This is a genomic window from Paenibacillus sp. sgz302164 (assembly GCF_056120505.1).
The window spans coordinates 58,174-77,820 of the sequence record NZ_JBVYOL010000006.1 but is presented as its reverse complement, the minus strand read 5'-3'; the positions used below and the strand labels follow the sequence as shown (position 1 = coordinate 77,820).

Below are 19,647 nucleotides of genomic sequence, written 5' to 3'. Positions count from 1 at the left end.
GGCAGCTGAGTTAGGCTTTCGAACCGGGCTTCGCGGCCCGGCAATCGGGCTAAGCCATCGAACCGGGCTTCGCGGCCCGGCAATCGGGCTAAGCCATCGAACCGGGCTTCGCGGCCCGGCAATCGGGCTAAGCCATCGAACCGGGCTTCGCGGCCCGGCAATCGAGCTAAGCAATCGAACCGGGCTTATGGCCCTGTCAATCGCGCTAAGCCATCGAACCGGGCTTCGCGGTCCAGGCTCAGGCTGTCGATCCGCTTGCCGAAACGGGCAAATCGCCGTCTCTGCTGTTAGCCCGCTCACCCCCTCCCTTATTACGGGGACGGCCCTTTCGTCATTCTAATGCCCTGGGTTAGGTGTCTTTCCGACAAACTTACTTTTAATAATGACGGACTTTATGCCGCTTAAGCTGCACAAGGTCTGTCATTTTGCATAAGTATGCCTTCTACTGAGTCCATCGGACAGACTCCCATGGATGGTCCTTAATTTTTTTCAGAATATCAAAGAGCTGTCTCTCATATATTCATTCAGAGGTTCTTTAGCATGGCAGGGAAAGCATGATGTGCTTTTCGGAAATAGGCGCCCGCAAAAAAAGATAGCGGACATCTATCATATTTCTATCGAAAGTACATATATTTCTTACTAGTCCAAATGAATGTACGAGTAGTCAATGGTTACTGCCGAGTAGTCAGTTGACGACCAAACTGTAGGAGGGATTCTCTTGGAGAAAGTGGATATCTTTAAGGACATTGCAGAACGGACGGGAGGGGATATTTACCTGGGGGTTGTCGGCGCAGTCCGGACAGGAAAATCAACCTTTATCAAACGTTTTGTGGAATCTGTAGTGCTCCCCAACATTCAAAGCGAAGCGGATAGGATCCGGGCTACCGATGAACTCCCGCAGAGCGCTGCCGGCCGCACGATTATGACAACGGAGCCGAAATTCGTACCGAATACAGCGGTTCAAATCTCGGTTGCGGAAGGGCTGAACGTTAACGTTCGGCTGGTTGATTGTGTCGGCTATGCAGTCGATGGCGCCAAAGGCTACGAGGATGAAAACGGACCGCGGATGATCAATACGCCATGGTTCGACGAACCGATTCCGTTTCAGGAAGCGGCTGAAATCGGAACGCGCAAAGTCATTCAGGAACATTCGACGCTCGGCGTGGTCGTCACGACCGACGGCACGATTTCCGATATTCCCCGGTCTTCTTACGTACTGGCCGAAGAGAGAGTCATCAACGAACTGAAAGAAGTCGGCAAGCCGTTCATCGTCATTATTAACTCGCAAAAGCCTACGGGCGAGCCTGCGCTGGAGCTGCGGAGCGAGCTGCAAAGCCGCTATGACGTGCCTGTCGTCACGATGAGCGTGGCGAATGCGGGAGAAGAGGAAATGGTCTCGGTGCTCCGCGAGGTGCTCTACGAGTTCCCTGTGCATGAAGTAAACGTCAACCTGCCGAGCTGGGTCATGGTTCTGGGCGAAAATCACTGGCTGCGCGGCCGCTTCGAGAACTCCGTACGCGATACGGTGCAGGACATCCGACGCCTGCGCGACGTGGATCGGGTGGTCAGCCAGTTCGCCGAATATGACTTTATCGAAAAGGCCGCTTTGGCCGATATGAACATGGGCCAGGGCGTGGCCGAAATCGACCTCCAAGCGCCGGATGAGCTGTATGACCGCATCTTGCAAGAGGTCGTCGGCGTGGAAATCCGCGGCAAGGATCACCTGCTCCAACTGATGCAGGATTTCACGCATGCCAAGCGCGAGTACGACCAATTCGCCGAAGCGCTGGAAATGGTCAAAACGACCGGCTACGGCATTGCGCCGCCGACGCTGGCGGAAATGGCGCTCGACGAGCCCGAACTGATCCGTCAAGGCTCCAGGTTCGGCGTCCGTCTGAAAGCGACCGCGCCATCCATTCATATGATTCGTGTGGATGTCGAATCCGAATTTTCGCCGATCATCGGGACGGAGAAGCAGAGCGAGGAGCTTGTCCGCTATCTGATGCAGGACTTTGAGGATAACCCGCTCAAAATATGGGAATCCGACATTTTCGGCCGATCGCTTCACTCCATCGTGCGCGAAGGCATTCAGGGCAAGCTCGCCATGATGCCGGATAATGCGCGCTACAAGCTGCAGGAGACGCTTGGGCGGATCATTAACGAAGGATCCGGCGGTCTCATCGCGATCATTTTGTAAAATTTTCGCAGGAATGTGAAATCATACACCAAAAAACACTCGAAAGAGTGTTTTTTGTCGATTTTTATCGTAATCCAACGCCCGTCAAGCAAAACGGCACTTGAAATTGCCGCCCCGGTGTATTACTATAAATTTATTCGTCTGCTAGGGGGAATTCGTTTTCCCTAATAAAATCAACGATTTTTCGTACGATCATGTATATTTTCTGACGAAACGGTGAAAACAGGAAGTAAATGGAAGTGAGTATTTTTGGGGGGGAGGTGAATGGCATGAATAAATCTGAATTGATTAACAAGGTTGCTGAAACCTCCGAGCTTTCCAAGAAAGATGCGACTAAAGCGGTTGACGCTGTTTTTGACGCAATTTCCGAAGCGCTGCAAAGTGGAGATAAAGTTCAACTTGTAGGATTCGGCAATTTCGAAGTTCGTGAACGTTCCGCTCGTAAGGGACGCAACCCGCAGACTGGTGATGAAATTGAAATCCCTGCTAGCAAAATTCCAGCTTTCAAACCTGGCAAAGCGCTTAGAGACGGGATTCAATAATTGCAAGTCTTACATATGATTTTTCATCATATCAAGCACGAAGCCGTAGCCGCATATTGCTGGCTATCGGCTTTATTTATTTTTACCTGTTTTGCATTAAAATAACCTTTACATTTTTGAACAGTCCAACTATAATTACAAAAGAAAATAAATAAGCAGCTATTTTCGCTTTCGGGGTATGGCGCAGCCTGGTAGCGCGCACCCTTGGGGTGGGTGAGGTCGCACGTTCGAATCGTGTTACTCCGACCATGGGAAAGACATCGTCATGCCGATGTCTTTTTCTTTTTTGACTCAGGGGGTCCCCGTACAACAAGCGGACTGCGCTTCGCAAGGTTCTGTCACGGTTTGTGGGGAAAGGGGGAGCAGCATTGAACAAGCTTCGATTAAATGAGCTGGCAAAGGCTCAGGATTGGACGATGTACGGCATTATTTTATCGATCTTTTTGATCTGGCGGATCGGAACCGTTGGGAACTGGAGCACGGAATGCTGGATTTTGCTGTTCATCTGTCTGCTCGGCGTCCGCAAGGACCAGATCGATGTGGATTGGAAAAAGTTTTTCGTTTTCGGCATTCCGCTGCTCGGCGTTTTTTATTACTTTTACGGTTCGGGCAACAGCTTTTGGTGGAGAATAGCGAATTGGATGTTTGAAAACAACCGTCATCCGTGGCATTGGGACGCATATATGAATGCGATTCCATTGAATACCGGCGGATGGGCCAGATGGATCGCCAATCCGTTTCTGGATAAGGCCATGGTGTGGATTTATAACTACGGCTTTGTGCTGTCGCTCTGGATTTGCATCGTTCGCAGCTTTTGGACGCGGAGCATCAAAAAAATGATTTCTTATGCGCTCTCCGGGCACATGCTGCAGTTTCCGCTCATATTGCCTTTTTATAACCTGATTTTGCTCCATGAGGTTTGGTATGTGAACGGGCAGCCTGATTTGCTTCACAGAACTTTTGTAGACAACAACGAACTGCTGGTCGCGGTGATGAACTGCTTTCCGAGCATGCACACGTCGATCTCGTTCGCGATGCTGCTGCTGGCACTGCGCGAGAAAGACCGTATTTTCAAAACGATGATGGTCGCGTATTGCAGCTCGATTATTTTTTCGACGTTGTATTTGCAAATTCATTGGCTGATCGACGTTATAGCCGGCATGCTGTTCGCATACGGCACTGTCAAACTGGCCGATTTGCTCATTGCTACGGTTTCCAACAAGGTGATTCCGGCCAAATTCAAGCTGTTTTACGGGAAGAAAGCCGCCGCCGTTTCCCAAAACGCTTCGGCGTAATGCGGCGATCGAGTTGACTTCCGGAAGCTTTTTTTGCATCATAGGAACAAGATGAACACGCATGACATGGAACGGAGGGGAATGCAGATGGAAGCAAATAACGGAAACGATTTTTTTATCGTCAAAGCCAAAGACAACGGGGTTCATGTAATCGGATTGACCCGCGGACACGAAACCCGGTTTGGCCATACGGAGAAGCTGGACAAAGGCGAAGTGATGATCGCCCAATTTACGGAGCACACTTCGGCGGTTAAGATAAGAGGGAAAGCGATCATTATGACCAAATTCGGCGTCGTCGATACCGAGGAGTGAATAATTTGCTGCGGCAGGCATAGCCTGCTTTTTTTCATTGTACAATGGTGTATAAGCTCTATTGCCTGGGGGTGCCTTGTACATGAAATGGACGGCTCGTATTTTGATCACTGCGGGGATTTCGGGCGCTGTGGCGTTAGGCCTGTCCCTGCTGCCGCAGCTGGACCCGTCGGCAGGCGTCCGCACATCCGACGCGTGGTCGTCCGGCCATCGCGCCGGACAGCTGACCGACCGCAATCTGGTCGATCTGCTCGTTCAGGTTCCGCTGCAGCTGCGGATCCGCAAAGTGGAATTGAGCGATTCGAACCTGTTCATCGATCTGAGCCTTCCCAAAAACGCGGACGCCGCCGCAGTGTACCGCGACTTGTATACGATCGCGCAGACGATGAACGCCAGAACGAAAAATGTGAATCAAGTATGGGTACGGGTTATGGACTATTCGGGGGCGGTGGAAAGCTCGTCGGCTCAGCTCGTTCTGGCTATGGTCGCGGACCGCGAACACGGAAAAGACATGAAGGAGAAGGCGAGCGAGTTAAGCCAGGTACAGCTCGAACAGCAGCTGTCGAACCGTTTTCGCATCACATACACCCCGAAATGGCAGCAGCGCTACCCCTTATAGGATGCGACGTAAAACCCCTTGCTTTAGCTATGAGGATGTAAGTTGCCTTCATTTTAATAGATATCTAGGAGTTATCTATTGTTTGTGGTATACTTTTCTTGAGGTGAAAAGTATGTCAAGAGACATAGACAGCAACAATAACGTCGTTTTTGATTGCAAATATCACGTTGTATTCTGTCCGAAGTATCGCCGCAAAGTTCTTGTCTCGCCTATCGACGAGCGGCTTAAAGAGCTATTCCGCGAAAAGTCTCAGGAACTTAGCGTCGGGCTGCTGGAAATGGAAGTAATGCCCGATCATGTACACCTGCTCATTAAATGCGATCCGCAATTCGGCATTCATCGCGCCGTAAAGCATCTGAAAGGCTATACGTCACGCATTTTACGCATGGAGTACAAGCACCTATCTTCTCGACTTCCTTCTCTGTGGACGAATTCCTATTTCGTCGCCACGGTCGGAAGCGTGTCGCTCGAAACGGTTAAGAAGTACATCGAAGAGCAGAAGGAACGGTGACCATATGCTCATAGCGTACAAATACCGACTGTATCCAAACCGAGAGCAGCGCAAGGCGATTGACTTCACTTTAGAACGTTGTCGTCTGCTGTACAATCGATTACTTGAGGAACGTATCCACGCTTACAAGAGCGAAGGCAAGAGCTTAAATTACTACGATCAGGCGAATACGTTGGGTGAGCGTAAGCGACATATCCCTGCGCTTAAGCAAGTGCATAGTCAAGTATTGCAGGACGTTGCGGGACGCCTAGACAAAGCGTTCCAAGCCTTCTTCCGTCGTGTGAAGCAAGGGGAAACGCCGGGATTCCCGCGCTTCAAACCTGCGACACAATACGATTCTTTCACCTATCCGCAAGGCGGTTACGCTTTGAATGGTAACAAGCTTAAGCTTTCCAAGATCGGAGACGTTAAGATCAAGCTTCACCGCCCCATCGAAGGCAGGATCAAGACTTGCACCGTCATTCAGAAGAATGGCAAGTATTACGTTTGCTTAAGTTGTGAAGTCGAGACGGTTCCGCTACCACAAAATGAGAGCCAAGTAGGAATTGATCTTGGACTGAAACACCTTGCCATCACATCAGATGGCGAGACGTTCGACGCTCCGAAATGCTTGCGTAATAGGGAGAGACAGCTTAAGCGTATTCAGCGTGCAGTAAGCCGCAAGAAGAAAGGCTCAAACCGCCGTAAGAAGGCTGTGCGCGTTCTGTCGCGTCTGCATGAGCATGTCGCCAATCAGCGCAAGGATTACGCGCACAAACTTTCCCGAAGCCTTGTGAACCGTTACGGGTTGATTGCTTTCGAGGACTTGAATGCGCTGGGTATGGTCAAGAATCACAGGCTTGCAAAGAGCATCACAGACGCAGGATGGAATCAGCTTGTCCGATTCACGAAATACAAGGCTGAAAGTGCCGGTAGAATCGTGAAGCAAGTTGACCCCCGCAATACGTCACAGCTATGCTCTAAGTGCGGCGAAGTAGTTAAAAAAGAATTGAAAGAGCGCGTCCACCGCTGTCCATACTGCGGATACGTGGCAGACCGAGACGTGAACGCGGCAATTAACATCTTGCAACGAGCGACCGCCTAAACATGAACTGGGCTCGGATGGAGCCTTCGGGGAGAGGAACGGGTTGCCATCCTCGATGAACCGAGAAGCCCTTGTCTTTAGGCATGGGGAGTCATCACAATTAATTGTGCTTCTCATAGCGGGTTATGATATAATTGCTTGGATGAGAGCATAGAGACACAACTGCATACGGTTACGGAGGCTTTTGAATGAATTCTTTTCGGATCCCAGAGATCGCCAAACAATATACGGAATATGACATGATCCAGATTCACACCGATTTGCCGGATTTTCCGGAGCTTCGCACACGTTTGCTGTTTGCCTTTTTGAACGGAAATACGAAGTTTAGCGGGGAAAGCGAACTGTATTCGCTGGCGACCTCACTCGTGCAGTTGGCGCTGGATACGCATGAGCAAGTGTCTCCGGGAAATGAGCTGAAGGAGAAGAAGGCGGCGCGTTCGCGGCAGCTCAAAGTGCTGGCTGGCGATTATTTCAGCTCGCGATTTTACCATCTTCTGTCGCAGGCGGGCCATATCGATACGATCAAGCAGCTGGCCGGCGCTATTTGCGATGTGAACCGGATGAAGATGAGTGTATATACCAAAATGAAGCAGTTCAAAATGACGGCAGAAGATTATATTCACCATTCGGTGGAGATTAAGTCTCAGCTTTTTTTGTCTTTTTCGGAATTTATGGCGGGCGTATACGACCGCGCCTGGCCGGAAATTTTAAACGGCTACACGAAGTGCGAAGTGCTGTCCGAAGAAATTTTCCGGGCCGAGACGACGGCTAATTTTCACGGAAGCTGGGGATTCTGGCACATTTTGCAGCACGGCACGAAGGAAGAGCGGAACCAGCTTCATGCCGAAGAAACGGATCAAGCCAAAATCCGCCTGCTGATGCATAAATATAACGTCTCATCGCAGCTTTACCAAATGCTCGAAACGAATGTCAAGCATTTGCATACGTTGATCGCACAGCTGGATTCCGATAAGCTCGTAAGTGAACTGTTTCACATTGGGGAGCCGTTCCTGCGGTTTTTGTCCAAACCTAAAGTGCTTGAAGAAATATGAGGTGACCTTCCTGATGACGACAAAATCCAAAGAGGAATTCGTTCATTCCGTGTTTGAGCGGATCGCTCCGAAGTACGATTTGATGAACGATATTTTGAGCTTTCGCCGGCATAAGGCGTGGCGGAAGTTCACGATGAACAAAATCCAAGTTAAGCCAGGCTCTACTGCGATCGATATCTGCTGCGGAACGTGCGACTGGACGATCAGTCTGGCGCAGGCAAGCGGAACCGGCGAGATGGTAGGGCTTGATTTTAGCCAGCAAATGCTTGACGTCGGGGCGGACAAAATCAGCCGGCTGGGGATGGACAAGCAGATCCGCCTCATCCGCGGGAACGCCATGTCGCTCCCTTTCGAGGACAACAGCTTCGATTATGCGACGATCGGCTTCGCGCTCCGCAACGTACCCGATCTGGCGCAAGTCATCCGCGAGATGCGGCGGGTGGTCAAGCCGGGCGGGCTGGTCGTGTCGCTGGAACTGTCCAAGCCGACTTGGCAGCCTTTTAAGTCGATCTACTACTTTTACTTTCAGCGCGTGCTGCCCGTTCTGGGCAAGCTGCTGGCCAAGAGTTACGAGCAGTACAAGTGGCTGCCGGAATCATTAATTCATTTTCCCGATCATAAAGAGCTGGCTGCCATATTCGCCAAGCAGGGTTTGCAGGAAGTGCAAGCTTACCCGCTGACCGGCGGCATCGCGGCGCTGCACATCGGCACCAAGGGGAAAACTAATTCGGGAGTGTAATACGATATGTTTACAAAACTAAAAGTATTTTTGGAAATGATCAAATTCGAGCATTCGCTGTTTGCGCTGCCGTTCGCTTTCATGGGAGCGATACTCGGCTCCGTGGTGCTGACAGGGCATCTGCCGACCTGGATGCAGATTCTTTGGATATCGCTGGCGATGGTCGGAGCCAGAACCGCCGCAATGGCTTTGAACCGCGTTATCGACCGCGCGATCGACAAAAAAAATCCGCGGACGGCGAACCGCGCCATTCCGGCAGGCTTGATATCGGTCAGACAAGTAATCATCTATATCATTCTATCGTTTGCGCTGCTGTTTTGGGCAACTTACAATTTAAACGCTTTAGCGATGAAACTGCTGCCGATTGCAGTGTTTTTTCTTGTTTTCTACTCCTACACCAAAAGATTTACGTGGACATGCCATTTCATTCTCGGCCTGACGCTCGGACTTGCGCCGCTCGGCGGGTGGGTGGCCGTTACCGGTCATATCACCTGGTCGTCGATCGTCTTTTATTTGACGGTTGCCTGCTGGAGCGCCGGCTTCGACCTCATCTACGCGTGCCAGGATACGGATTTTGACCGCAAGGAAGGACTGTATTCGCTGCCCGGCCGGTTCGGGATCAAGGCGGCTCTGGTGACGGCTCGCGTGCTGCATGTGCTTACGGCCGTCGGTTTGGTCACGTTGTTTTTCATGACGCATCTCAGCTGGTTTTATTTAATCGGACTGGTTATCGCTTACGTATTGTTGTACAAAGAACACAGACTGGTCTCACCCGACGATTTATCCAAGCTGAATACGGCCTTCTTCACGATGAACGGTGTGCTTAGCGTAGTCGTATTCGCGTTTACGCTGCTGGACGTCGTCGTCTCCAACCATCCATGAGCGGCAATAGCGGCAACTGGGTCGTAGGGATAACCGGCGCAAGCGGAGCGGTCTATGGGGTGAGACTGTGTAAAGCGATGCTGGCGCAAGGTTTGGACGTGCATCTGTTGATTACGGAAGCCGGCTGGAGAGTTCTGCACGATGAGCTGGATTGGAACGCAGGCAAGCGGAAAGAAATGCTTCAGGAGCATTTCGGCGGGTTTGCGGGAACGTATACGTATCATCCGATCGCCGATATCGGAGCTTCCGTGGCCAGCGGCTCCTTTCGAACGAAAGGGATGGTCGTCGTCCCGTGCTCGATGGGGACATTATCGGGGATCGCTCACGGCGCTTCCGACAATTTGCTGGAGCGGACGGCTGACGTGATGCTCAAAGAGGGAAGAAAACTGATTTTGGTGCCAAGGGAAACGCCGCTGCATACGATACATCTTGAAAATATGCTCACCTTGTCGAAGATGGGCGTGCGTATTATTCCGGCGATGCCGGCTTTTTACAACCGTCCCGGCTCGATCGGCGAAATAGTCGACTTTTTAGTGGGCAAAGTGCTGGACAGTATGGACATTGAGCATTCCTTGTACCGAAGATGGGGAGAAAACGATGAACAACCAGGAAGCTAAAATAAGAATCGGCCGTATCGACTATACGAATGTTTGGCCCATCTACTATTATTTCCCCGAGCTGATGACAAGCGGGGAGGTCGACATTATCGAACAAGTGCCCACCTCTCTGAATCGGGCGATGGCCGCGGGCGAGATCGATATGGGGCCGATTTCGTCATTCGCCTACGGGGAGTCGTTCGAGCATTACATGCTCTATCCCGATTTATCCGTCAGCGCCTACGGCGACGTCAATTCGATTCTGCTGTTTCACGAGAAGCCGCTGCGGGAAATTACGAACGGGCGCATTGCGTTGCCGACCACATCGGCGACCTCGGTCAATCTGTTGAAAGTCATTATCGAAAAGTTTTACGGCGGCAAGCCGGAATACCACGATGCGGCCCCGAATCTGGAAGAGATGATCAAAGATTCGGACGCAGCGCTCCTGATCGGCGACGACGCCATTAAGGAAAGCTGGCGGAACGACAAGTATATGATTACCGATCTTGGGCAAGAATGGGCGAAATGGACCGGACAATGGATGTCTTTTGCCGTCTGGGCGATCCGCAGGGATACTGTGGATCGCTATCCGGAGCTGGTATCCGAAGTGTTCGCGGCGTTTGTAAAAAGCAAGGAAATGGCGCACCGCCAGCCGGAAGCGATGATCCGGGACGCCCGGGAGAGCGTCGGCGGAACGGAAGACTACTGGAATCACTATTTTCATACGTTATGCTACGATTTCGGTCAGGAACAATGGCAAGGCCTTCAGCTGTATTATCAGTACTGCTATGAGCTTGGCTTTTTACCGAAACAGGCGAAGATTGAGCTTTGGTCAGAGAAAGATAAAGCACGGGTGACAGAATGAAAAACCTATTGGATATTTATGCAAGAAAGAAAAAAGACATCGCCTCGATCGAAAGAGAGCTGGAAGAAAGCGTATATACCGATCATGCGATGCTGAAACAAACCTCACTGCACCTGCTGAAAGCGGGGGGCAAGCGGCTTCGCCCCGCGATTGTTCTGTTGTCCGGCGAATTCGGGACCTACAGGCTGCAAACGATGAAACACGTCGCCGTATCGCTGGAGCTCATCCATATGGCTTCGCTTGTGCACGATGACGTGATCGATGATGCGAATACGCGCCGGGGCCAGCTGACGGTCCGTTCCAAGTGGGACAACCGGATCGCGATGTATACGGGAGACTATATTTTCGCCAAAGCACTGACCGTCATTACTCAAATCCGGAAGCCTGCCGTGCATCAGGTCATGTCCAAGGCGATCGTGGAAATGTCGATCGGCGAAATGGAGCAAATCCGCTTCTTCTACCATGCGGAGCAGTCGGTTCGCGACTATTTGCTGCGGATCCGCCGCAAAACGGCGCTGCTTATCGCCATCAGCTGCCAGCTCGGGGCGATGGCTGCCGACAGCGAGGATTGGACGAGCAACAAGCTCTATGCTTTCGGCTACAATGTCGGCATGGCGTTTCAGATCCGCGACGATATTTTGGATTTGACGGGAACGGAGAAGCAAATAGGCAAGCCGCCGGGCAGCGATATCAAGCAGGGGAACATTACGATTCCCGTCATTTTCGCGCTGCAGGATCCGTTGCTTAAGCCGCAACTGCTGCAGGAGCTGGACAGGATTCAGCAGTTGGACGGGCAGACGGACGTCACCCGCTTTCTCGATCTCATTCGCGGCAGCGAAGGCATTCGCAAAGCCGAAGAGCTGGCGCAAAAATATATCGACAAAGCGATCGCAGCGCTGGTTCGGCTTCCCGACATTCAAGCCAAAAAAGATCTTATCGAAGTTGCGCATTTTATTGGCAATCGTTCTTATTAACCGGTTCCCGTATCATATATTTGAGAAATGCTTCCAAGAAGTGTAAACTATAGAGTGATGTACGTGTAAATATGATCAGGAGGCGATGATGCATGGAGAGAACGTTTTTAATGGTGAAGCCTGACGGTGTGCAGCGCGGGCTGATCGGCGAAATCGTAAAGCGGTTTGAGCAAAAGGGCTTTGATCTCATTGGCGGCAAGCTGATGGTCATTACGAGAGAGCAGGCGGAATATCACTACGCGGAGCACAAAGGTAAAGATTTTTTTGAAAGATTGGTCAATTTTATTACGTCCGGCCCGGTTTTTGCAATGGTCTGGCAGGGCGAGCAGGTTATAGCGCTGTCTCGCACGATGATCGGCAAAACGAACTCGCTGGAAGCTCTTCCCGGAACTATTCGCGGAGATTTCGCCGTACATACGAATTTGAACCTGATCCACGGATCGGACTCCCCGGCCAGCGCGGAGCGCGAAATCGGCAACTTTTTCAGCCCGAACGAGCTCTGCGAGTATGCCAAAGCGATCGGTCCATGGATTTGATATAAACATACATAACACGGAGCCGGTCTCCGGAATAAGACAGCCTGCTGCTTAAGCCAGCGGGCTGTTTTTTGCTGCGTGGCTTGGTCGCCTGCGAATTCTGCAAGTCCCGCAAGTCCTGCAAGTCCAGCAAACCCAGCAAACCCAGCAAACCCAGCAAACCCAGCAAACCCAGCAAACCCAGCAAACCCAGCAAACCCAGCAAACCCAGCAAACCCAGCAAACCCAGCAAACCCTGTAAAAGTCAGGCTGTTGAGAAAACGTACACTGGAGAGACCCATCTCTATTAACGCGTAGAAATTCCGCAACAATCAGATAGTTAGTATACTGACTGGCTAGTGGCATCAGTGGTGGCGCAACCTCTCTTCGACAATTGCACGGGTTGCGGCGCTGAAGTGGGGGGCACAAGGTGGCTTGGCAGAGAGAAAACCTGCGAAAGTGCAGGCTTTCTCCGTGAAAAGGGGTCATTTCAGCGAAAAGCCTGCGATAGTGCAGGAATTTTCCGTGAAAAAGACTCTGAGCCCATATTTGCGTTGAAAAGCCTGCACAATTGCAGGAATTTTTCATTGCCAACGTATCAAGGCACAAATTCCTGTACTTTTGCAGGTTTTCTTCATGCAACCAGTCAGATTGTGCGACCGGCTCTGGCGTGCGGGTGGTTTCTGGGCATGTGGCCGATCAACTGCCGTCATGCAGCGCAACACCACGTACCGGGAGACGTCGCCCCACAGAATGAAAAGAATTCAAGTTTGCTATACACGGCCAAGCAGTTGCAGGTTTTTTTGCGCTCGGCAAGGCGAGTCTTACAGTCTTTGTCGTTATTTGCAGGAATTCTGTTTTATTTTACAGAATCCCTATAGTCAGCAAATGGTCAAGGCGGGTGAACAGCATGGAAGATCAGGATTTTTCCCTCTTTATAAAAAAAGTCAAAGATTATACGGCTATCGATCTTGCACAGTATAAAGAAGCGCAGATGAAAAGGCGTCTGACGACGCTTCGGATGAAGCGCGGATACAACACGTTCGTCGCTTTTTTCGATGCAATGATGAAGGACAAGGAACTGTTCTATGAGTTTCTCGACAGAATGACGATCAACGTATCGGAGTTTTGGCGCAACCCGAATCGCTGGGAGCTCGTCGAGCAGCGGTTCGTTCCCGAGATGCTGCGCAAAAACCGCCGCCTGAAAATTTGGAGCGCCGCGTGCTCGACAGGCGAAGAGCCTTATACGCTGGCGATGATTTTAGCGGAGCAGGGCGCACTTGCGGATACTCATCTGCAAGCTACGGACATCGACGACGGAGCGCTGGACAAAGCGCGCAAGGGCATCTACCTCGATCGCTCGCTGCGCGACGTGCCGGACAAGTACGTCAAAAAATATTTCCGCCAGGACCAGGTCATGTACAGCGTTTCGGACGAGCTGAAACGATCGATAAAATTTCAGAAGCAGAACCTGCTTGTCGATGCGTTTGACACGGGCTTCGATCTGATCGTGTGCCGCAATGTGATCATCTATTTTACCGAAGAAGCGAAACATGTGCTCTATCAAAAGTTTTCGAAGGCGCTGAAGCCGGGCGGGCTGCTGTTTGTCGGCTCTACCGAGCAAATTTTCTCCCCGGGACAATACGATTTCGAACCTGCGGAGACGTTCTTTTACCGTAAAAAGGGGTAGCTTCGGCAGCGGCTGGTATAACTTTTTCCATATCTTCCTATACTAAGAATACTTATCCTTACGGCGGCGGCTCTGCAAAAGCAAGGCAGCGCTCGGCCGGCGCTTACGATGCAAGTTTTCTTGGAGTTTGGCGGGTGAACCCAGTACAGGCGGTATGCACACAAGCAGCTCCGCCGACAGACTCCCGGGCGAAAACTTTTAGGAGGGGCTTTATGGACAAAAGAAAAGTGATTACCGCCTACCGAAGGGGAATGATCACGATTCAGGAGTGCGCGCAAATACTGGGCATCGATTCGATTCAGCTCATGGGGCTGATGAACGACCCGCAGATGGCCGACATTCCGAGAGTGATTCAAAAACAGCACATGCACGGTTAAATGCGGATGCAGCGCGTATAGACACGCCTCGCAGAGAGAAGCTTTCTCCCTGATGAAGCGTGTTTTTGCTGTATGCAGACGGCTGCGCGGGGATGTTCCGTTACGGTAGCCGCCGATGGGTTCGTATCATTTCGGGAGCTTTGGCAGGTTGCCAAACGGGGAGAGCTATACTATAATGACAAAAGGTAATTACGCGTCAAAGCGCTAAAGTGTTTGGCGGACGCGTAAGGAGGAGTCAGGAGATCGGGAATGCTTGCGAAGCAGGTTGTTCTCGAAAAACTCTTTAGGGGGAAACGGAAAATGAGATACTTGACGGCTGGAGAAACGCACGGTCCGCAGCTCACGGCAATTATTGAGGGGTTCCCGAGCAATGTGACCCTGAATTTCGATGAATTGAACTTTCAATTACATAGACGTCAAAAAGGCTACGGCCGCGGTCGTCGGATGCAGATTGAAAAAGATACCGCCGACATTGTCGGAGGCGTACGCCATGGCAAAACGACAGGCGCGCCGATCGCGCTCGTTGTCGTGAACAACGATTGGAAGCATTGGACGACCGTAATGGGCATCGAGCCTGTGGAAGAGGACAACGAGGGCAAACGCCGGGTCAACCGTCCCCGTCCGGGACACGCCGATTTGAACGGTGGCCTTAAATACAATCAGAAAGATTTGCGCAACATTTTGGAGCGTTCCAGCGCCCGCGAAACGACGATGCGCGTGGCGACCGGCGCGGTTGCCCGCCAACTGCTTGCGGAATTCGGCATTAAAGTAGCCGGGCAAGTCATCCGCATCGGAGACGTTGAAGCTCAGCGCAAGGAACTGCCGATCGACGAGCTGATCCGGCTTACGGAGGAATCGCCGGTTCGCGTCGTGGATAAAGACGCGGAAGCGAAAATGATCGCCGCCATCGACGCAGCGAAAGATGACGGCGACACGCTGGGCGGCATCGTGGAAGTGATCATCGAAGGCGTGCCGGTCGGACTCGGCAGCCACGTGCAGTGGGACCGCAAGCTGGACGGCAAAATCGCGCAGGCGGTGCTTTCCATTCAAGCCTTCAAGGGCGTTGAATTCGGCATCGGCTTCGAAGCCGCAGAGCGCAGAGGCTCCAATGTGCACGATGAAATTTTGTACACGCCGGAAGGCGGCTTCCGCCGCGCTACGAACCGCGCAGGCGGCTTCGAGGGCGGAATGACGACGGGCGAGCAAATCGTCGTGCGCGGCGTCATGAAGCCTATCTCTACGCTGTATAAGCCGCTGCAAAGCGTGGATATCGACACGAAGGAAGTGTTCACCGCCCAGGTGGAACGCTCCGATACGTGTGCGGTTCCGGCAGCCGGCGTCATCATGGAGAACGTTATCGCGTGGGAAGTGGCGAACGCGTTCCTCGATAAATTCGGCGGAGATTCGCTGGAAGAGATCCGCGCGAACCTGAACAATTACCTGGCGCAAGTGGGGAGCTACTAGGATGAGAGAGCTGACCGTCGATCTGGGAGAACGCTCTTATCCTATCTATATCGGCCAAGGCATTCTCGGCGATATCGCCGAACTGTTCGAGCGGCATAAGCTGAGCCGCAAATCGCCGCTGCTCGTCGTCACGGACGACGCAGTGGCTCCGCTGCACCTGGAGCGCGTGATGACGCGGCTCCGCGAGGGCGGCTATGCCGCCGAGGCCTGCGTCGTGCCCGCAGGCGAAACGTCCAAATCCCTCGCGCAGCTCGAGGGAATCGTCTCGGCCGCCCTCCGGGCGGGTCTCGATCGCAAATCCGCGATCGTCGCCCTCGGAGGGGGCGTGGTCGGCGACCTCGCCGGCTTCGCCGCGGCGAGCTTCATGCGCGGGATCCGCTTCGTGCAGATCCCGACGACGATCCTTGCCCACGACAGCAGTGTCGGCGGCAAGGTGGCCGTGAACCATCCGATGGCGAAGAACATCATCGGCGCGTTTCACCAGCCTGAGCTTGTCCTGTTCGACCTCGACACGCTGCTGACGCTGCCCGACCGCCAGGTGAAGGCCGGGCTGTCGGAAGTGATCAAGCACGGCTTGATCTGGGACGCCGCTTTTACCCAGTGGTGCGACGACAACGCAGACAAGCTGCTCGGCCTCGACTCGGATGCGCTAGGCTATGCGCTGTATCAAGGGTGCAAAGTCAAGGCCATCGTCGTCTCGCAGGATGAGCGGGAGAACGATCTTCGCGCCATTCTTAATCTCGGACATACGATCGGACATGCTTTGGAAGCTGTGGCCGGATACGGCGAGCTGCTTCACGGGGAAGCCATATCCATCGGTATGGTCGGCGCGGCCAAGCTGGCTCAGCAATTCGGTTACAGCGAGGACATCCATACGATCACGCGCAATTTGTTTCTGAAATTCGGTTTGCCTGTACAGATTCCACCGCATTTGGATACGGATAGTATCATGAGCGCAATGATGCATGACAAGAAGTTCCAGGAAGGGACGATGGTCTACATCATACCGACCGAAATCGGCAAGGTGGAAATCCGCAAGGACGTGACCGTGGATCAGGTCAGACAAATTGTGGATTATTTAAAAGGGGAGAGCTAGTCTATGTTCGTCAGGGGAATTCGCGGTGCGACGACAGTGGAGCACAACGAAGAACAAGAGATTTTAGCGGCAACATCGGAGCTGCTTCATGCCATTATAGAAGCTAACGATTTTAGACCGGATGAGATTTGCTCCGTATTCATTACGGTTACGCAGGATCTTACAGCGACTTTTCCGGCGCGCGCCATTCGTTCGATGGCAGGATGGGATCTCGTTCCCCTCATGTGCTCGTTGGAAATTCCTGTGGAAAACAGCTTGCCCAGATGCATCCGCTTCATGGTGCAGGTGAATACGACTAAAAGTCAGTCCGAAATGAACCACGTCTATTTGAAAGAGGCGCAAGCGCTTCGTCCTGATATTGTAAAATTGACAAACCAATAAAAGTGGTAGTATATTGGTTGTAGTTGAGTAAGTAGCGAGTAGAGCCGAGTATAGTTATAGTAGAGCTGAGCGAAGTTGAGTGGAGAATGCAAAGTGGAACCCGGAGTCCGGATACGGATTTTTTTGATGCGGGAATTGTCTGCCCGTCCGGTGCAATCTTGTTTTCTTTGATTCAATTCATGCTGCCTTTCTGCTTATAACATGATCACCTCTACTTCGGTAGAGGTTTTTTTATTTGACTCCGTTCCTGGGGAGCTTGCCTGTTGCTTCAACGACTGGAGCAGGCGCGCCCCGCCGGCTTTGAAAGTGAGGATCGGCTGATCGCAATTAGCATTGCCGCGCCGAAACTGGCTTCGAACAACTCGCTGTACAGGATGGGAAACTTTTCAGAATGTTGAGAAAGTCTCGCCACGCTGTCAGGGCCGTTTCGTAGACGACCTGGTACCTCGCGTCCGGCCCGGCCCCCTGGCAAAACCTGCGAAAGTGCAGGCTTTTTCCATAAAAGCAGCTTGTTTTGGCGAAAAACCTGCAATTGTGCAGGAATTTTCGGTCATTGCGGCTCAAGGTGCGAGTTTAGGGGGAAAAACCTGCAGTTTTGCAGGAATATTTCGAGGCAAGCGGATCTGCGGACAAAAAGCTGCACTTTTGCAGGTTTTCTGCATACTGCCGGTAGATGTGATAGCTTTAGCGAGGGAATTCTGCGGTAGTCTTGCTTTTGCAAGCTTTCCCGCGTTGCCAGGCGGATCATGCGGTCGACCGACCGCCGTCATGAAGCGCAATACCGCATGCCGGGAGCGGTGCGAAAGTGCGGGTTGTGCGCGCGATCGAGTTTTTCGGGCAGTCTGAATTTTAACAGGGATTTATTGAAAGGGGATGCCAAACCATGTACACACCGGAAATTCAAGAAGTCATACGTCTGGCAAAGGATTATAATCTGATACCCGTAGTCCGCAATTTGCTGGCCGATACGGAAACGCCGATTCGCGTCTTTCAGCATCTGTACTCGGAACCGCGCGCTTTTCTGCTGGAAAGTGTGGAGGGCGGCGTAAAATGGGCGAGATATTCGTTTATCGGCAGCGATCCGTTTTTGATGATCCGGGCGAAGCATGGCCAAACGGAAGTGCAGACGGCGGCGGAGACGAAGGTGACGGCGGATAAGCCGATCGATGTGCTCAAAGCTTATCTTCGCTCCTTTTCAAGCCCGCAGCTTCCCGATCTGCCGCGTTTTACGGGCGGCGCCGTCGGATTTTTCGGCTACGATCTGCTGCAATATTACGAGAACCTGCCGGCCCACCGGATCGACGATTTGCAAATGAACGACATCCAGTTCATGTTCTGCGACCAGGTAGTCGTATTCGACCACTTCAAGCAGCAGATCAAAGTCATTGCGAACGTGCATGTGCCGCAGTTTGCCACGGAAGAAGATATCGTCAGAGCTTACCACGAAACTTGCGCGAAGATCGACGTGACGATCGACAAAATCAAACGTCCGCTCAGCGTGGACACGATGACGCACAATCCGATTGCCGCTGAGCCCGAACTCGGCGAGATCCGTTCCAACATTACGAAGGAGAAGTTTATCGCCAATGTGGAAAAAGCGAAGGAATATATTCGCGCCGGCGATATTTTCCAAGTCGTGTTGTCCCAGCGGTTTGAAATCGAAACGGCGGTTTCGCCGCTTCAGGTGTACCGCGTGCTGCGCACGATGAACCCATCCCCGTACATGTATGTGCTGAAAATGGACGACGAAGTCGTAGTCGGCACTTCGCCGGAGCTTCTCGTCCGCGTCGAGGAGGAGAAAGTCGAGACGCGGCCGATTGCCGGCACCAGGCCGAGAGGGAAGACGCCGGAGGAGGATCTGGCGCTCGAACGGGAGCTGCTCGCCGACGAGAAAGAATGCGCCGAGCATTTGATGCTCGTCGATCTCGGACGCAACGATATCGGCCGCGTGTCGGAGTTCGGCTCGGTCAAATGCGATACGTTCATGGATATCGAGCGATACTCGCATGTGATGCATATCGTCTCCAACGTATCCGGCAAGCTCGCGCCAAATAAAGATTTCTTCGACGCCTTCTTGTCCTGCTTGCCGGCGGGGACCGTATCCGGTGCACCCAAGCTGAGAGCGATGGAAATCATCGCTGAGCTTGAGCCCGAAGCGCGCGGCGCTTATGCCGGAGCGATCGGCTATCTCGGCTTTTCCGGCAATCTGGATACGTGCATTACGATCCGGACGATCATTTTCAAACACGGCAAAGCTTACGTGCAGGCGGGAGCGGGCATCGTCTGGGATTCCGTGCCGGAGAGCGAGTACCAGGAGACCGTCAACAAAGCGAAGGCGCTTTTGAAATCGATTCGCATGGCTGAGGCGATGTTCAGCCCGGCGCCGAAACCGGTAAGCGACATTAATAAAGATTACTATGTAAATTCCTAAGCGGGAATCGGGAGAAGGAGGACGC

General features: G+C 52.3%; 20 protein-coding genes and 1 tRNA gene. All 21 read left to right on the top strand.

What is annotated here, in order from left to right; genetic code table 11:
- The first annotated feature begins 718 nt into the window (after nucleotides 1-718).
- The 21 genes from spoIVA to trpE all read left to right on the top strand — a co-directional run bounded on the left by spoIVA (nucleotide 719) and on the right by trpE (nucleotide 19,622).
- On the top strand, nucleotides 719-2,197 hold the full coding sequence (gene spoIVA / locus AC0LWT_RS11665; RefSeq protein WP_474681419.1) for a stage IV sporulation protein A: 1,479 nt from the start codon (nucleotides 719-721) through the stop codon (nucleotides 2,195-2,197).
- A 269-nt stretch (nucleotides 2,198-2,466) separates the two neighbouring features.
- Nucleotides 2,467-2,739, top strand: coding sequence for an HU family DNA-binding protein (locus AC0LWT_RS11660; RefSeq protein WP_235122749.1), 273 nt, complete (start codon nucleotides 2,467-2,469; stop codon nucleotides 2,737-2,739).
- Between the two features lie 172 nt (nucleotides 2,740-2,911).
- Nucleotides 2,912-2,988 (top strand) — tRNA-Pro (locus tag AC0LWT_RS11655).
- A 119-nt stretch (nucleotides 2,989-3,107) separates the two neighbouring features.
- On the top strand, nucleotides 3,108-4,034 hold the full coding sequence (locus AC0LWT_RS11650) for a phosphatase PAP2 family protein (protein WP_474681418.1): 927 nt from the start codon (nucleotides 3,108-3,110) through the stop codon (nucleotides 4,032-4,034).
- 87 nt (nucleotides 4,035-4,121) lie between these two features.
- Nucleotides 4,122-4,346, top strand: coding sequence for a trp RNA-binding attenuation protein MtrB (gene mtrB, locus AC0LWT_RS11645; protein ID WP_474681417.1), 225 nt, complete (start codon nucleotides 4,122-4,124; stop codon nucleotides 4,344-4,346).
- An 82-nt stretch (nucleotides 4,347-4,428) separates the two neighbouring features.
- Nucleotides 4,429-4,965 carry a hypothetical protein gene (locus tag AC0LWT_RS11640; protein WP_474681416.1) on the top strand — a complete coding sequence of 179 codons (537 nt, stop codon included), beginning with the start codon at nucleotides 4,429-4,431 and terminating at the stop codon, nucleotides 4,963-4,965.
- Nucleotides 4,966-5,077: 112 nt separating this feature from the next.
- Entirely contained in the window at nucleotides 5,078-5,476 is a 399-nt protein-coding gene (gene tnpA / locus AC0LWT_RS11635) for an IS200/IS605 family transposase (RefSeq protein ID WP_474681415.1), read from the top strand.
- A 4-nt stretch (nucleotides 5,477-5,480) separates the two neighbouring features.
- Nucleotides 5,481-6,560: an RNA-guided endonuclease InsQ/TnpB family protein gene (locus tag AC0LWT_RS11630; RefSeq protein WP_474681414.1), complete on the top strand. Its 1,080-nt coding sequence runs from the start codon at nucleotides 5,481-5,483 to the stop codon at nucleotides 6,558-6,560.
- Nucleotides 6,561-6,748: 188 nt separating this feature from the next.
- Entirely contained in the window at nucleotides 6,749-7,612 is an 864-nt protein-coding gene (locus AC0LWT_RS11625) for a heptaprenyl diphosphate synthase component 1 (protein ID WP_474681413.1), read from the top strand.
- Between the two features lie 13 nt (nucleotides 7,613-7,625).
- The gene (locus AC0LWT_RS11620; RefSeq protein WP_474681412.1) at nucleotides 7,626-8,351 is read left to right on the top strand and encodes a demethylmenaquinone methyltransferase; all 726 of its coding nucleotides are present in this window, start codon (nucleotides 7,626-7,628) and stop codon (nucleotides 8,349-8,351) included.
- A 6-nt stretch (nucleotides 8,352-8,357) separates the two neighbouring features.
- Nucleotides 8,358-9,233, top strand: coding sequence for a UbiA-like polyprenyltransferase (locus tag AC0LWT_RS11615; RefSeq protein ID WP_474681411.1), 876 nt, complete (start codon nucleotides 8,358-8,360; stop codon nucleotides 9,231-9,233).
- A complete protein-coding gene (locus AC0LWT_RS11610) occupies nucleotides 9,230-9,850 on the top strand; it encodes a UbiX family flavin prenyltransferase (protein WP_474681410.1) in 621 nt (206 codons plus the stop codon). The genes AC0LWT_RS11615 and AC0LWT_RS11610 overlap by 4 nt, the downstream gene beginning before the upstream one ends.
- Nucleotides 9,831-10,694: a menaquinone biosynthetic enzyme MqnA/MqnD family protein gene (locus AC0LWT_RS11605; protein ID WP_474681409.1), complete on the top strand. Its 864-nt coding sequence runs from the start codon at nucleotides 9,831-9,833 to the stop codon at nucleotides 10,692-10,694. The genes AC0LWT_RS11610 and AC0LWT_RS11605 overlap by 20 nt, the downstream gene beginning before the upstream one ends.
- Entirely contained in the window at nucleotides 10,691-11,668 is a 978-nt protein-coding gene (locus AC0LWT_RS11600) for a polyprenyl synthetase family protein (protein WP_474681408.1), read from the top strand. The genes AC0LWT_RS11605 and AC0LWT_RS11600 overlap by 4 nt, the downstream gene beginning before the upstream one ends.
- Nucleotides 11,669-11,760: 92 nt before the next feature.
- Nucleotides 11,761-12,204 (top strand): nucleoside-diphosphate kinase, encoded by a 444-nt coding sequence (gene ndk / locus AC0LWT_RS11595; protein WP_474681407.1) that lies wholly within the window; start codon nucleotides 11,761-11,763, stop codon nucleotides 12,202-12,204.
- Nucleotides 12,205-13,093: 889 nt separating this feature from the next.
- Nucleotides 13,094-13,873, top strand: coding sequence for a CheR family methyltransferase (locus AC0LWT_RS11590; RefSeq protein ID WP_474681406.1), 780 nt, complete (start codon nucleotides 13,094-13,096; stop codon nucleotides 13,871-13,873).
- Between the two features lie 212 nt (nucleotides 13,874-14,085).
- Complete coding sequence (locus tag AC0LWT_RS11585; protein WP_474681405.1) at nucleotides 14,086-14,250, top strand: hypothetical protein; 165 nt, start codon at nucleotides 14,086-14,088, stop codon at nucleotides 14,248-14,250.
- Between the two features lie 300 nt (nucleotides 14,251-14,550).
- The gene (gene aroC / locus AC0LWT_RS11580) at nucleotides 14,551-15,714 is read left to right on the top strand and encodes a chorismate synthase (protein WP_474681404.1); all 1,164 of its coding nucleotides are present in this window, start codon (nucleotides 14,551-14,553) and stop codon (nucleotides 15,712-15,714) included.
- Nucleotide 15,715: 1 nt separating this feature from the next.
- The gene (aroB, locus tag AC0LWT_RS11575) at nucleotides 15,716-16,810 is read left to right on the top strand and encodes a 3-dehydroquinate synthase (protein WP_474681403.1); all 1,095 of its coding nucleotides are present in this window, start codon (nucleotides 15,716-15,718) and stop codon (nucleotides 16,808-16,810) included.
- Nucleotides 16,811-16,813: 3 nt separating this feature from the next.
- Nucleotides 16,814-17,191, top strand: coding sequence for a chorismate mutase (gene aroH, locus AC0LWT_RS11570; protein ID WP_474681402.1), 378 nt, complete (start codon nucleotides 16,814-16,816; stop codon nucleotides 17,189-17,191).
- Between the two features lie 883 nt (nucleotides 17,192-18,074).
- The gene (gene trpE / locus AC0LWT_RS11565) at nucleotides 18,075-19,622 is read left to right on the top strand and encodes an anthranilate synthase component I (RefSeq protein ID WP_474681401.1); all 1,548 of its coding nucleotides are present in this window, start codon (nucleotides 18,075-18,077) and stop codon (nucleotides 19,620-19,622) included.
- Nucleotides 19,623-19,647 lie beyond the last annotated feature (25 nt).